The organism is Streptosporangium canum, from assembly GCF_900113865.1.
Taxonomy (GTDB): Bacteria; Actinomycetota; Actinomycetes; order Streptosporangiales; family Streptosporangiaceae; genus Streptosporangium; species Streptosporangium canum.
Window position 1 is genome coordinate 74,611 of record NZ_FOQY01000028.1, and the last position, 13,664, is coordinate 88,274.

Below are 13,664 nucleotides of genomic sequence, written 5' to 3' on the forward strand. Positions count from 1 at the left end.
TAGAACGAACTACATACTTTTCTGAGAGGTGAGGCTAGCCCGTCTCGGCTATCCAGGTCTACCTCTTGACGGGCGATTCTCTCGTGCCCTAACAATGGAGAACGTTCTACATAATACCCCCTAACATGAACAGGAGTACGGGCGTGAGAGCACCATCCCGTCTGCTCGGTGCGGCGATCGGCGCCGTCCTCGCCCTGTCCCTCTCCGGCTGCGGGTCCTCCGCCCCGGAGGGGACCGGTCAGGTGAAACTGACCCTCTGGCACAACAGCGCGGACCCGGCGCCGCTGCTGGAGATGTACAAGAAGTTCGAGAAGCAGTCCGGCCACAAGATCGAACTCGTGTCGATCCCGTCCGACGGCTTCGAGGACACCACCCAGACCAAATGGGCCACCGGCGACCGCCCGGACATCCTGGAATACCACGCGACGGCGAGCGGCCTGCTCGCCCTCAACCCGGCCGCGAACCTGCGCGACCTGACAGGCGAGGCGTACATCGCCAGGTCCGGCGACCTCTACCAGGCCGCCGGCTCCGTCAACGGCAAGGTCTACGCCGCCATCACCGGCTTCCCCCAGGTCTTCGGCCTCTACTACAACAAGAAGGTCTTCACCGCGGCCGGCCTGACCCCGCCCACGAACTTCGCCGAGCTCGCCGCCGCCTGCCCCAAGCTCAAGGCCGCCGGGGTCACGCCGGTCTTCGAGTCGGGCGGGTCGATCTGGCCGGTGCAGATCCTGCCCATCCTCTACCTGGCAGGCGCCAACCAGTCCAACGCGTACGGCAAGGCCATCGCGGGCCACAGCAGCACGCTGGCCGACGCGGGCTCGCCCTTCGTCTCCGGTCTGACCGCCTACGCCAAGCTGAAGGCCGACGGCTGCTTCAACAAGGACATCGTCACCGCCAAGTTCGAGGACTCCATGAAGGCCCTCGTGACCGGCAAGGCCGCCATGGTCGCCCAGCACTCCGACATGCTCCCGGCCCTCCTCGCGGCCGCCGGCGGCGACCAGAAGACCGTCGACGAATCCGTCGGCTTCGTCGGCCTGTCGAGCGACAAGCCGCTCGTGACCTACGCGCCCGGCCCGATCGGCACGTTCTACCTGCCCAAGACCGGTGACGCGGCGCGGGAGAAGGCATCGCTCGACTTCGTGCGCTTCATGACCGGCCCGGCCTACGCCGAGTACATCACCGCGTCCAAGACCTTCCCCGTGCTCAAGGACGTGCCCGACCCGCAAGGCGTCCCGGCCGTGCTGCAGGACGTCAAGAAGGCCTACGACACCGGCGCGGTCATCGCCTTCAACTCCGACATCCCCGGCATGGGCGGGCTGGCCCAGCTCATGTCCGAGCTGATCGCCGGACAGAAGGATCCGCAGAAGGCCGCGACCCAGCTACAGGGCCAGGTCGAGCAGGCGGCCAAGGCGGCAGGGCTGCCCGGATGGTGATGCGGACCAGGGCGGCCTGGCTGCCGTGGGCCCTGCCCGCGATCGTGCTGGTCACGGTCTTCTTCCTCGCCCCGTTCCTACTCAACGTCCGGTTCGCGTTCTCCTCCTGGACGAGCTTCCGGGCCGAGATCACCTGGAACGGGCTGGAGAACGTCCGCACACTGATCGACCAGGACCTCCTGGCCAACGCGGTCACCGTGACCGTGCTGTACGCCATCCTGTGCATGGCGATCCAGAACACGGTCAGCCTCTCCCTGGCCCTGGCCCTCCAGCGGACCAGCGGGATCAACACCGTCTTCCGCTCGGCGTTCTTCCTGCCGACGCTCATCTCGCCACTGGCCGCCGGATACATCTGGCGCGGGCTGCTCGCCCCCGACGGAGCGGTCAACTCCTTCCTCGGCATCGAGTGGGCGTGGCTGGGCGAACCGTCCACCGCACTGGTGGTGGTCGCCTTCATCGACGCGTGGAAGTGGAGCGGGCTGATCACCCTCGTCTACATCGCGGGCCTCAACTCCATCCCGAAGTCACTGCTGGAGTCGGCGACCGTCGACGGGGCCGGACCGTGGACCCGGTTCCGGCGGGTGGTGTTCCCGATGCTCGCCCCCGCGCTGACCTTCAACGTGGCGGTCACCCTGGTGGGCGCGCTCAGCGCCTACGACGTGATCGCCGCCACCACCGGCGGCGGACCCGGCGACCACACGCGGGCCCTGAACGTGGTGATGCGCCAGCAGTGGGGGCAGGGCTTCTTCGGCTCCGCCAGCGCGCTGGGGTTCACCGTGACACTGCTGGTGATCGCCACCGCCGTGCCCCTCGTATGGTGGCTGCGGCGCAGGGAGGTGACAGGATGAGAGCGGTCCTCAAATACACGGCGCTGACGCTCTTCTCGATCCCCTGGGTGCTCGTCCCCATCTGGCTCGTGGTCGTCAACTCGTTCAAACCCTCGGGCGAGGCCGCCGAACTGGGCCTCGGCCTGCCCAGGACATGGGCGATCGCCGAGAACTACGGCATCGTGCTCGACCGGGGCGGCTACCTGACCGGACTGCTCAACAGCCTCAAGGTGACCGTGCCGATCGTGGTGGCCGTGGTGCTCCTCGGCGCGGCGGCGGCATGGGCGTTCGGGCGCAGCCGGTCGCGGTGGCTGCAGGCGGCCTACTTCGTGATGGGGCTGTCGATCCTGCTGCCGCCGTCGATCATCCCGACCGTCTACCTGCTGCGCGCCCTGTCACTGGACGGCGGCTCGCTCGGCTACGTGCTGACGATGACCGGCTGCCGCCTGGGCATCGTGATCTTCCTGGCCACCGGATTCGTCCGGGCGTTCCCCCCCGACCTGGAGAACGCCGCCGCCATCGACGGCGCATCCCGCCCGCAGGTCTTCGTCCGCATCCTGCTGCCCCTGCTGCGGCCGGTGCTGTTCGTCGGCGGCGTGATCCTGATCATCAACGTCTGGAACGACTTCTTCTTCGCCCTCTTCCTGCTCCAGGGCAGCGCGAACGCCACACTGCCGCTGAGCCTGTTCCAGTTCGCCTCCGGCACCTTGCAGAGCCTGAACTGGAACCTCGTCTTCGCCCACGTCCTGCTCACCACACTGCCCCTCGTGGCGGTGTACATCGTCGCGCAGAAGCGCGTCCTGGCCGGACTCACGGAAGGTGCACTCAAAGGATGACCACTCACGACATCGCGCTCGACTGGGTCAGGCGCGAGATCAAGGAGGGGCGGCTGCCATGCGCGGTGTTCGGCGCCGCCACCTCCGACGGGATCCAGGTGCTGGAGGCGTTCGGCCGGCACGACGGCCGCGACACCAGGACCGACGACCACTTCGCGCTGTTCTCGGTGACCAAACCGCTGATGGGACTGGCCGCCCTGCGCCAGGTCGAGCGCGGACTGCTGTCGCTGCGCCGCCCGCTGCGGGACGTACTGCCGAACTTCGCCCGGCCCGACGTGACACTCTGGCACCTGCTCACCCACACCAGCGGCATCGCCGAGCAGACGCTCACCCCCGACGACCTGCTGGAACACCTCGTCACCGCGCCGTCCATGTTCGAGGCAGGCACACTCAGCCAGTACTCCAACCTGGCCTTCGCCGGGATCGCGGAGATGGTCCGCGACGTCACAGGCCGCGACGTGGCCGACGTGATCGACTCCGACCTGAACACGCTGGTACCGGGCGGCGGGCGGATCACGTTCGACCCGGCGTGCGACGCGGCCGAGGTCCACGGCCTCCAACTGCTCGGGCCCGGCTTCGACTTCGACACGTTCGTACGGCTCCGCCACCCGGCAGGAGCGCTGTTCTCCCGCGCCGAGGACCTCCTGGCACTGGGCGGAGCGCTGCTGCGCGGCGACCGCGGGCTGATCCACCCCACCACCCTGGCCGCCATGACGACCCCGCAGACAACGGGCCTGGTCAAGCTGCAGCCCGACCCGGTCAACGCCGGGCAGGACTGGGGCCTCACCTGGAACCTGCGCCACTCGGCCCCCGGGCTGCTCGACCGGCGGCTGTACGGCCACGGCGGCGCCTCGGGATGCCAGTGGTGGATGTACCCGGAGCAGGACGCGTGCTTCGTGCTGCTGATCAACGTGATGGCGCCGAGCCTGTCCGGCGTCGACGTCGACGGCCTGCACAACGCCTTCACCACCGGGCTCGATGCGTGAACCGGGATTCGGGGGTGCTCGAAGTGCGGATCTCAGGCGCGCAGGCGCCGTTCATCCGTCCGGCCCCACCCGGCTCACGGGCGGGCCTGACATGCGGTCTGGCGGATCCGGTAGGCGTCGACGAGCCCTCACCCCGGCTGTCGTGGAACGCCCGGCTGCTCAAGGAGGCCACCGTGGTGGTGTCCTCGGACGGGCACGAGGTGTGGCGGTCGTCCGTACCCGCCGGATCACACGGCATGGACGTGCCGGATGAGCGGCTGGCGCCGCTGACGCCGTACACATGGAGTGTGGAAGGGCACGCGACCGGCACGTTCACCACAGGCCTGCGAGCGCGCGGCGGATGGGACGCCCCCTGGCTGGCGGGCGACCCCCGGGCGGCGGTGAGCCTGCGCGGATCGTTCACATGGCGTCCCGCCCCCGGGCGCGCCTGGCTGGCCGCCACCGCACTGGGCGTCTACCGGGCACTGCTCAACGGGGTACGGCTGGGCGAGGAGGAACTGGCCCCCGGCTGGACCGACTACGGCCACCGGACGCGCTATCGGCTGCTGGAACTCACGGACCTGCTCATGCCCGGCGAGAACGAGCTGGAGCTGTGGCTCGCCCCCGGCTGGTACGCCGGTCACGTCGCCGGCGGAGGCCCGCGCCGCTACGGCGACCGGCCCGCCGCCAGCGCCCAGGTGCTCGTACGGGACGACGATGGGGTCCGCCGCGTGTTCGCCACGGACACGGCCTGGACCCGGCGGGACCTCGGCCGCCCGCGCGCCGACCTGGTGATGGGCGAGACCCTCCAGGCCCCTTCCCGGCAGGCCGGACCCGCCGAGACGACGGCCGCCTCGAAGATCCTGGTGGAGGCCGACCCCGCTCCCCCGGTACGGGTGATCGGCACGGTGCCCGCCGTGTCCGTGACCGAACCCGCGCCGGGCGTCCAGGTGGCCGACTTCGGGCGCAACGTCGTCGGGCGCGTACGACTGCGCGTCGACGCGCCAGGCCCCGTACGGATCGTGGTACGGCACGGGGAGGAGCTGACCGCGACCGGGCGGCTCTACACCGACAACCTGCGCACCGCCGACCAGCGTGACGAGTTCGCCCTCGGCCCCGGCTCGCACGTCGTGGAGCCCGCCTTCACCCTGCACGGGTTCCGCTACGCGGAGGTCACCGGCTGGCCGGGCACGCTGACGCCGAACGACCTGGAGGCGGTGCTGCTGTCCTCCGCGCTCGCCGCCACCGGCTCGCTGACCGTGAGCGATCCCGCCGTACGCCAACTCGTCGCCAACATCGGCGCGTCGGCGGACGGCAACCTGGTGAGCGTGCCGACCGACTGCCCGCAACGCGACGAGCGGACCGGCTGGACGGCCGACATCTCGGTGTTCGGCTCGACACTCAGCTTCCTGCGGCACACACAGGCGTTCCTGTCCGGCTGGGTGACGACGCTGATCGACGGGCAGCGGGCCGACGGCGCGGTCCCGCATGTCGCACCGGTCCTACCCGAATACGGATACGACTCCCCCGTATGGTCCGACGCGCTGGTCGAGGTGCCGTGGCTGCTGTGGCGGCGCTACGGCGACGACCACACGCTGCGCCGCGCCTACGACCCGATGCGGCGATGGGCCGACTACTGCCTGGCCCAGGCCGAGGACGGCATCAGAGCGGGCAGGGCCCTGGGCGACTGGCTGGCCCCCGGCACGGTCGAGACGCCCAAGAGCCTCATCGCCACCGCCGCCCTCGCCCGCAGCCTCCGCCTGGTCGCACACGTGGCCGACGTGCTCGGCGAGCCGCACGCGCCGGAGTACGGCGAGGCGTTCACCCGCGTGTCAGGCGCCTTCCAGCGAGCCTTCCTCAGCGGGCCGAGGCTGCACACCGAGACGCAGACCGGCTACGCCGTCGCCCTCGCCTGGGACCTGGTCCCACCCGAGGACCGGACCGCGTCGGCGCAGGCGCTGGCCGAGCTGGTCCGCGCCGGCGGGCACCGGCTCATGACGGGCTTCGTGGGCACTCCCCTGCTGCTGCCCGTGCTGTCGGAGACCGGCCACCACGACCTGGCATGCCGGATCTTCAACCAGGAGGGCTATCCGTCCTGGCGCTACCAGCTCCGCGCCGGGGCGACGACCATGTGGGAGCGCTGGGACGCCTGGCACCACCGGCACGGCCTGCAGACGCCGGCCATGAACTCCTTCAACCACTACGCCTACGGCTGCGTGGGCGACTGGCTGTTCCGGCACGTGGCGGGCCTGGGCGACGACCCGCGCGGGACGGGTGGCGGCTTCGGCGAGCTGCTGCTGCGTCCCGGCCCCGTCCCGCTGCTGCGCCAGGCGCACGCCCGCTACGAGAGCGCGTCGGGGACCGTCGAGTCGGGCTGGCGTGCCGGGCCCGACGGGGTCCAGTTCACGTTCGCCGTCCCGGAGGGCGTGACCGCCCGCGCGGTGCTGCCCGTACACGGCGCGTGGGACGGGATGACCGTCAACGGCACCTTCCTCATGGGCCTCAGCGAGCAGCTGCCGACCACCAGGCTGGCCGACGGGGGCTGCGCCCTGAACCTGCCGCCGGGCCGCTGGTCGTTCACGGCCCCCGCGGCGGCCACGGCCCACCTACTCCAGGAGTGGGACGACCTGGGCTAGTGCCGCGGCAGGCAACGTTCGCCGTTGTGATGTGACGCGCCGCCCCGGTGCTGTGCCGGGCGGCGCGTGCCCGTCACCCTGTCCGGGCGGCAGAACGAGTACGTGTACGCGAGATCGACGATGACGAAGGCGGACGGCTGCTTCCGAATCCGCCGCTACATCATCTGGCGGAACCGTCACGCCGACGACCGGCGCCTGCGCGCCGTCGTCGGCAGAGCAAACGTCGCCTGAGGCTCAGTCGAGTTTCTTGCGCATCTTCACCGAGGTCGCCTCGTAGCCGAGCGACTCGTAAAGGCCACGCGCGCCTGTGTTGAACCCGAAGACGCTGAGACCCAGAGTATGAGCGCCCTGCGCCCGGGCGTATTCCTCACCGAGGAGCATGGCCATTCGTCCCAGGCCCCGACCACGCTTGTCGGCGTCGATCACGATGTCCCAGATCCACCAGGCACCGGCGTCGTCGCTCGTGTCCGGCCCGATCCAGAGGTAGCCGACGGTCACCCCGGCATCGTCGACTACGTCGAAGACCACATGCCCCGGGGCCGGTATCCCGGACGGAAAGAACTGAGCCATGCTCTCGTCCGCATGCCGGTCGGCGTCCTCGGACGTTTGCCCCGAAGTGACGAGATCCTTGGCGTACGCGGCTCGACTGCGTTCGAGCCAGGCAGAGAAGTGTCGGGCGTCCAGGGGACGGAGGGTTACAGGCACCGGCCCAGCCTCCCACACCGCCGACGCCTGAGCGGTGACACCCCTGCTCAGGCGTCGCCACATCACCAACAGGGCAGACGCTGCCTGACGCGGCACTGATGAGCTGATTGTGAGGCTTGCGGTCACCCTCCATGTTGCTTTCCCTCACCGAGTGGTGACTTTGAGTGTGGCAGGTATGTGCTCCGGCGGGATGGGTGACAGCAGGCCGCTTCTGAGCGATTTCAAATGGTTTTGAACTTTAAATGATCTTGAAACCAGCCGGGCGCCTTTACAGTGTAGATCAATAAATCTGAGCTCTCCTCGCTCCTGCGTCCAGGCGCTTGCAGCCCGTCCACGGAAACCGGTTGCGCGCCTGTGCCCACCCTGTCCCTACCGAGCGGTGGGGAATGCCGCCTCCACGCCGCCGGACGCCCCCCAAACACCTCTCGAACCCGATGCCCTTGACACCCCTCCCCCGGGTGCCACCGAAATACGGCAGAAACGGGCCGCGGAGCGGAGTTCGGCCTGGTCAGCCTCTGCGGTGGAGATCGCGGCGGGCTTGCCGGCGGGTGGCCGAGGTCATCAACTCCTCCGAGGCGAACTCCCGGCAGCTGTACACCCGAGCTCGCCGGCGCCTGACCGAGGCGCGTGGTCGCTCCGATCGCCGGTTGGACCAGGCCCGCCGCCGCGACCTGGTGGAGAGCTTCCTGGCTGCCGCGCAGCAGGGGGACCTGCCGGGGTTGGAGAAGGTGCTGGCCGAGGACGTGACCGTGTGGGTGGACGGTGGCGGCAGGGTCGGCGCCGCTCGGCGGCCCATCTCCGGTGTCTCCAAGGTGGCGCGCTACTTGGTGGGGTCGTTGAGCATCGCCGGTGAGGGGGTGCGGCTGTCGGCTGCGGAGGTGAACGGCGCGCTGGGGCTGCTGGCCCGGGCCGGCGGGGAGCTGGTCGGCGTGCTGGTGCCGGAGACGTCGAACGGCCGGATCAGTGCCCGGCGGCCGCGCTCGCCCAGGCGGGCCGAGGCTTTGGAGACGTTGGTCCTTTTCCTGTGTGCCGATCGGCCCTATGCCCGCCGGCTGTGTGCGCCCACCGTGAGAGGTGAGGAACCGAACAAGCCGCCGGGAGGAAAGATGAGACGGCAGGCAGCACGGACGGCGGCGGCCGGGGCGATCCTGGTCACCACGGCGTTGACGGGCCTCAACGTCGCGGCCGCGAACGACCGGTCACAGCCGGCGCCGACTCCGGCCCCTTCCGGATGGCGGCAGACCTGCCCTCCGGAAAACCCATGGACGGGCCCGGGCATGGGGCCGGGCGGCCCGATGCCCGGCGTGAGGGTGGATGACGAGTTTGACTATCTGACGCAGATGCTGCCCCACCACCAGGAGGCCGTCGCCGCCGCCCAGCAGCTGCGCCGCTCCGAGCGGCCGCAGATGCGCCGGCTGGGGGAATCGATCGTGACGACGCAGAGCGCTGAGATCACGAAGATGAAGGCGTGGCTGGATCAGTGGTACCCGGGGCGCTCCACGGCGGTCGGCTACCGGCCGATGATGCGTGATCTGTCGACGCTGTCGGGCGACGCGCTGGATGAGGCGTTCCTGCAGGACATGATCCGCCACCACATGGGTGCGATCATGATGTCGCAGCAGTTGCTCATGCACGGGCGGGCACAGCACGAGCAGGTCGCGGCGTTCGCCCGCACGGTGCGCGACACCCAGCACGCCGAGATGTTCCAGATGCGGCGGTGGCTGGCCGACTGGTTCGGCGAGACGGGCATGCCCGGCGGCCCAGGGCCGGCGGGTGACGACCGCGGCGGAGGGTGCGGCTGGTGACCGCGAGGCCGGTTTCCGTACCGGGGGATGCGCCATGACGCGAAGACATGGAAGCCCTGAAATTCGAGATAGTCCACCCGCCGCCCGATTCTCCGGTCGCATGCCTCGGCCGACAGGGTCGTGACCGAGTTGTTCTTCGGTCGAACGACAAGCTGAGGGAGCCTCGACGCAGCGATGCGCCGCGGCTACCCGGCGAGTGGAGGGTCGGATCAGGCCGCCTCGTCCTTGGGCTTGGGAGCTGGAGCCAGTCGCACGCGGCCGGGGTGGGCCTCCTCGTCGGGGAAGACCCACTTCCGGAACGCCCAGAAACGGAAGACCATGGCGATCAGCGTGCCAATGACCTGCGCGCTCATGAAGTCGGCGATCTCCTGGGTGACCAGGCTCACCTCCGGGGTCTCCAGCAGGAACACATACCGGGAGATCCATAGCGGCACGGAGCTGAGCACCAGACCGACACCACTGACCAGGAAGAACAGCGCCGCCTCGTGATGGCGCTCGCGCCCGCCCCTGGTCCGGAACGACCATTCACGGTTCAGCACATAGGACACGATCGTCGCCACGAGCACCGCGATGACCTTCGCGGTCACCGGCTTCGGTTCCAGAACAGTGAGCTTCAGCCCATAAAATACCGCGTTGTCCACCAGGAACGATGTTCCACCCACCACCGCGAACTTCAGCAGCTCACGGTGCTTCAGGGCAAGGGCGGGCAGCGGTCCCGGCAATCCTGCGAGGACTGCTTTTGCTGTTTCGAAGCATCCCGATCTTCTCACCAGCCGGACACCCTGGTCTCAAGACTCACTGACACGGCCTTTCCGGCTCGGGCGACCGGAGCCGCACCTGTCGACATCTGGCATCGATCCTCACTCACACCACAGTCGAGTACTTCGCGGTGGAGCGCCCGTCAGGGGCCGGACCGTCTCGGTGACCGGATGAGCCACCCAGCAAACTTCAGCCCGGACACAACGTCGGGATGACTCCCCCGCCGAAAGCTGATGCTCAACACCGATCAGGCGGCCACCATACATTCGTTCCGTTGCGCCCCACCACTGATGCCGTAGCAGACGCGCGGAGAAGGTCCGTCGGAAAACCCACGACTCCTTCCCGCGTAACGAGTCCGCCGACCGGCAGCGGTTCAGACGCACAACGGATCGCCGCCTGTCGGTCTTGCCCTCCGCAGAGTCGGGACGCCCGTACTTCGCCGGAGAATATCTGGGCCGCTTCTCAGGACGGCTTCACCCCTCCCCTCCCCTCCCGCAGATGCTCGAGTAGCTCCTCCCGAACCCGCTCAGGCCTTCGCTCAGCGTGCGCGACATTCTCGGCCAACCACACCGTCACCTTCGTCGCGTCCGCGCCTGTGCAGGTGCGAAAGCCGAGGTGCGTGCGGATCTGATTGCGGTGGTACTCGTATGCGTCGGGGGTGCGTCACGTCCGCCCGGCATTGACCAGGGAAGCCACAACAAGATCAACGACGTTTGGGGCTCATACCACGTTCCTTACCAGCACCCCATCTACGATGAACGGTAGAAGCGTGATGGCTTTACCCCGTTTTTCGTCCTTCTGTTGTGAAGGAGGCCGATCGTGATGAACCACCTTCATGCTCGCCGCGGCGGCGGCAAGGAACACAGCACCGCGATCTTGGACGTCCGCGGATTGCGGTGGGCCTCGGAGCAGAACGTCGTGATGGCCGTGCTCGGCCGCCGTCCCGGGGTGCTGCAGGTGGAGGTCAACCCGGTGGCCCAGACGGCGACCGTGGTGTTCGACCCGGCCCGTACCTGTCTGGCCGAGTTGCGCACGTGGGTGATCGAGTGCGGCTATCACTGCGCCGGCCAGTCGGTGTCCTCCCACATCTGCGACCCGATGATCGAGCCCGGCCCGCCGCCCTCCGGCCCCACGGGGCCTTTGACGGCCGCTGCGGACACCGCCGCGCTACCGCAGTGGCCCGTCTGCGGCGACGGTGCGCGCGCAGGGCCCGCGCAGGACGCGGCCGGTTCCGGGACCGCCGTTCGTCGAGCGCCCGCCGATCACACCGATCACGGTGGGATGTCGATGGCCACGATGGTGGCGGACATGCGCAACCGGTTCCTGGTGGCGCTGCTGTTCTCCATCCCGATCGTGGCCTGGTCACCGATCGGTACCGAGGTGCTGGGCTTGGACCTGCCGGTGCCGTTCGGGCTGCGCCGGGACGTGTGGGCGCTGCTGCTCAGCCTGCCGGTGATCCTCTACTCTTGCTGGATCTTCTTCGACGGGGCGCTGCGCGCGCTGCGGGCTCGCACGCTGGACATGATGGTGCTGGTCGCCGTCGCGGTCGGCGCGGGCTGGCTGTATTCGGTGATCGTGACCATCACCGGCGGCGGTGAAGTCTTCTACGAGGCCGCTGCCGTGCTGGCCGCCTTCGTGCTGCTGGGGCACTGGTTTGAGATGCGCGCCCGCGGCGGCGCCAACGACGCCATCCGCACCCTGCTCGACCTGGCCCCGCCCAAGGCGACGGTCCTGCGCGACGGCGAGCCGGTCGAGGTGCCGACCGCCGAGGTTGTCGCCGGCGACCTGCTGCTGGTACGGCCCGGAGCCAAGATCCCGGCCGACGGGGTGGTCGAGGACGGCGACAGCGAGGTGGATGAATCCATGGTCACCGGCGAGAGCCTGCCGGTGCACAAGCAGCCGGGCTCGGCCGTCATCGGCGCCACGATCAACCGCAACGGCACCCTGCGGGTACGCGCCACCAGGGTCGGCGCCGACACCGCCCTGGCCCAGATCGTCCAACTGGTGCAGCAGGCCCAGAACTCCAAGGCCCCTGGGCAGCGGCTGGCCGACCGGGCCGCCTTCTGGCTGGTGCTCGTCGCACTGGTCGGCGGCGCGCTCACCTTCGCCGCCTGGTTCTTCCTCGCCGGCGCGCCGTTCGGTGTGGCGATCCTGTTCGCCATCACCGTGGTGGTCATCACCTGCCCCGACGCGCTCGGCCTGGCCACCCCGACGGCGATCATGGTCGGCACCGGGCTCGGCGCCAAGCGAGGCGTGCTGTTCAAGAACGCGATCGCGCTGGAGACCTCCGCCCGCGTCCAAGTCGTGGTCATGGACAAGACCGGCACCCTGACCAAGGGCGAACCGGAGGTCACCGACGTCATCGTCGACGGCATGGCGGAAGACGAGGTGCTGCGGCTGGTGGCCGCCGTCGAACGGGAATCCGAACATCCGCTGGCCCAGGCGATCGCCGCCCACGCCGAGGCGCGCGCCCTGCCTGTGTCGCGGGCCGAGCGGTTCGAGAACGTGCCCGGACACGGCGCCGTCGCCGATGTCGACGGACACCGGGTGGTGGTCGGCAACCGGCGGCTGCTGGAACAGGAGGGCGTCGACCTCGGCAAGCTGGCCGTCCGCCGAGACGACGTGGCCGCGGGAGGCCGTACCGCGGTCATGGTGGCGGTCGACGGCGCGGCGGCCGGGGTCATCGGCATCGCCGACGCGCCCCGCGAGACCTCGGCGGCGGCGGTGGCCGCCCTGCACGACCTTGGCGTCGAGGTGGTCATGCTCACAGGCGACAACGCCGCCACCGCGCAGCGGATCGCCCGGCATCTGGGCATCGACACCGTGATCGCCGAGGTCCTGCCCGGCGACAAGGCGGCCAGGATCGCCGAGCTGCAGGCCGGTGGCCGCAAGGTCGCCATGGTCGGCGACGGCGTCAACGACGCCCCCGCGCTCGCCCAGGCCGACCTGGGCATCGCCATCGGCGCCGGCACGGATGTGGCGATCGAGACCGCCGACGTGGTGCTCATGCGCTCCGACCCGCTGGACGTGGCAGCCACGTTGCGCATCGGCCGCGCAACCCTGCGCAAGATGCGCCAGAACCTCGGCTGGGCGATCGGCTACAACACGATCGCGCTGCCCATCGCCGCGGGCGTGTTCGCCCCTGCCTTCGGCCTGGTGCTGCGCCCGGAGATCGCCGCTCTGTCGATGTCCGGCTCCAGTGTCATCGTCGCGGTCAACGCCCTGGCCTTGAAGAGGCTGCGCCTGCCGCGCACATCCCCGGCCGAAGGGTGAGCGCCGGCGTGCTCACGCGCGCCGGCACGGCTCCCCGGCGGCGATCCAGCTTGACGATGTTCATGGCGGGCCTCCTGCTCAGGAGGGTGGCAGCGTCGTGGTGCGCGGCCCGGGATCGGTGTTCGGCGCGGTGGAGAAGGTGCGCAACGTGTTCAAGCGCTGCCGGTAGTCCTCCTCGTCGATCTCGCCGCGGGCGAACCGTTCGGCGAGCACCTGCTCGGGGGAGGGCCAGGCAGGGGGGCGCGGATAGTCCTGGGAGCGGCCCAGGGCACGGGCGGTGACGGACCCAGGCGCCCAAAGAGATCGGACTGTGCATGATGATGTCCACCCCGGCGGCGCGGGACATCGGCACGACCCGGTGCCCCCGCTCGGTCCGGGCGTCGACGACGTGGCGTCCCAGCCGCCCGGCCGCTCCCGCCACCGCG

General features: G+C 69.7%; 11 protein-coding genes. 8 read left to right on the top strand and 3 right to left on the bottom strand.

What is annotated here, in order from left to right:
* Positions 1–143: 143 nt before the first annotated feature.
* The 6 genes from BM085_RS31425 (at position 144) to BM085_RS46315 (ending at position 6,928) form a co-directional block, all read left to right on the top strand.
* Positions 144–1,433, top strand: coding sequence for an ABC transporter substrate-binding protein (locus BM085_RS31425; RefSeq protein WP_093890463.1), 1,290 nt, complete (start codon positions 144–146; stop codon positions 1,431–1,433).
* Positions 1,427–2,281, top strand: a complete 855-nt coding sequence (locus tag BM085_RS31430; RefSeq protein ID WP_093890464.1) for a carbohydrate ABC transporter permease — start codon at positions 1,427–1,429, stop codon at positions 2,279–2,281. The genes BM085_RS31425 and BM085_RS31430 overlap by 7 nt, the downstream gene beginning before the upstream one ends.
* The gene (locus BM085_RS31435) at positions 2,278–3,096 is read left to right on the top strand and encodes a carbohydrate ABC transporter permease (RefSeq protein ID WP_093890465.1); all 819 of its coding nucleotides are present in this window, start codon (positions 2,278–2,280) and stop codon (positions 3,094–3,096) included. Before BM085_RS31430 ends, BM085_RS31435 begins: the two co-directional genes overlap by 4 nt.
* Positions 3,093–4,082 carry a serine hydrolase domain-containing protein gene (locus tag BM085_RS31440; protein ID WP_093890466.1) on the top strand — a complete coding sequence of 330 codons (990 nt, stop codon included), beginning with the start codon at positions 3,093–3,095 and terminating at the stop codon, positions 4,080–4,082. The genes BM085_RS31435 and BM085_RS31440 overlap by 4 nt, the downstream gene beginning before the upstream one ends.
* Positions 4,079–6,697 carry an alpha-L-rhamnosidase gene (locus tag BM085_RS31445; protein ID WP_143121145.1) on the top strand — a complete coding sequence of 873 codons (2,619 nt, stop codon included), beginning with the start codon at positions 4,079–4,081 and terminating at the stop codon, positions 6,695–6,697. Before BM085_RS31440 ends, BM085_RS31445 begins: the two co-directional genes overlap by 4 nt.
* Before the next feature lie 66 nt (positions 6,698–6,763).
* The gene (locus BM085_RS46315; protein ID WP_245789807.1) at positions 6,764–6,928 is read left to right on the top strand and encodes a hypothetical protein; all 165 of its coding nucleotides are present in this window, start codon (positions 6,764–6,766) and stop codon (positions 6,926–6,928) included.
* 3 nt (positions 6,929–6,931) lie between these two features.
* Here the strand turns inward: BM085_RS46315 and BM085_RS31450 are convergent, their stop codons facing one another.
* Positions 6,932–7,402: a GNAT family N-acetyltransferase gene (locus BM085_RS31450; RefSeq protein WP_093890498.1), complete on the bottom strand. Its 471-nt coding sequence runs from the start codon at positions 7,400–7,402 to the stop codon at positions 6,932–6,934.
* A gap of 548 nt (positions 7,403–7,950) precedes the next feature.
* Here BM085_RS31450 and BM085_RS45415 point away from each other — a divergent pair.
* The gene (locus tag BM085_RS45415; RefSeq protein WP_218158878.1) at positions 7,951–9,207 is read left to right on the top strand and encodes a DUF305 domain-containing protein; all 1,257 of its coding nucleotides are present in this window, start codon (positions 7,951–7,953) and stop codon (positions 9,205–9,207) included.
* A 209-nt stretch (positions 9,208–9,416) separates the two neighbouring features.
* Here the strand turns inward: BM085_RS45415 and BM085_RS31465 are convergent, their stop codons facing one another.
* Complete coding sequence (locus BM085_RS31465) at positions 9,417–9,929, bottom strand: GtrA family protein (protein WP_245789808.1); 513 nt, start codon at positions 9,927–9,929, stop codon at positions 9,417–9,419.
* Between the two features lie 859 nt (positions 9,930–10,788).
* On the opposite strand from BM085_RS31465, the gene BM085_RS31470 reads away from it, so the two are divergent.
* Complete coding sequence (locus tag BM085_RS31470) at positions 10,789–13,239, top strand: heavy metal translocating P-type ATPase (RefSeq protein ID WP_093890469.1); 2,451 nt, start codon at positions 10,789–10,791, stop codon at positions 13,237–13,239.
* 78 nt (positions 13,240–13,317) lie between these two features.
* On the opposite strand, the gene BM085_RS43605 is transcribed toward BM085_RS31470, so the two are convergent.
* The gene (locus BM085_RS43605; RefSeq protein WP_218158879.1) at positions 13,318–13,452 is read right to left on the bottom strand and encodes an SHOCT domain-containing protein; all 135 of its coding nucleotides are present in this window, start codon (positions 13,450–13,452) and stop codon (positions 13,318–13,320) included.
* Positions 13,453–13,664: the final 212 nt, after the last annotated feature.

What these genes read in the sequence shown, in the direction of transcription:
- BM085_RS31430 (WP_093890464.1), top strand. Translation starts at nt 1,427, where the DNA reads ATGGTGATGCGGACCAGGGCGGCCTGGCTGCCGTGGGCCCTGCCCGCG.
- BM085_RS31435 (WP_093890465.1), top strand. Translation starts at nt 2,278, where the DNA reads ATGAGAGCGGTCCTCAAATACACGGCGCTGACGCTCTTCTCGATCCCC.
- BM085_RS31440 (WP_093890466.1), top strand. Translation starts at nt 3,093, where the DNA reads ATGACCACTCACGACATCGCGCTCGACTGGGTCAGGCGCGAGATCAAG.
- BM085_RS31470 (WP_093890469.1), top strand. Translation starts at nt 10,789, where the DNA reads ATGAACCACCTTCATGCTCGCCGCGGCGGCGGCAAGGAACACAGCACC.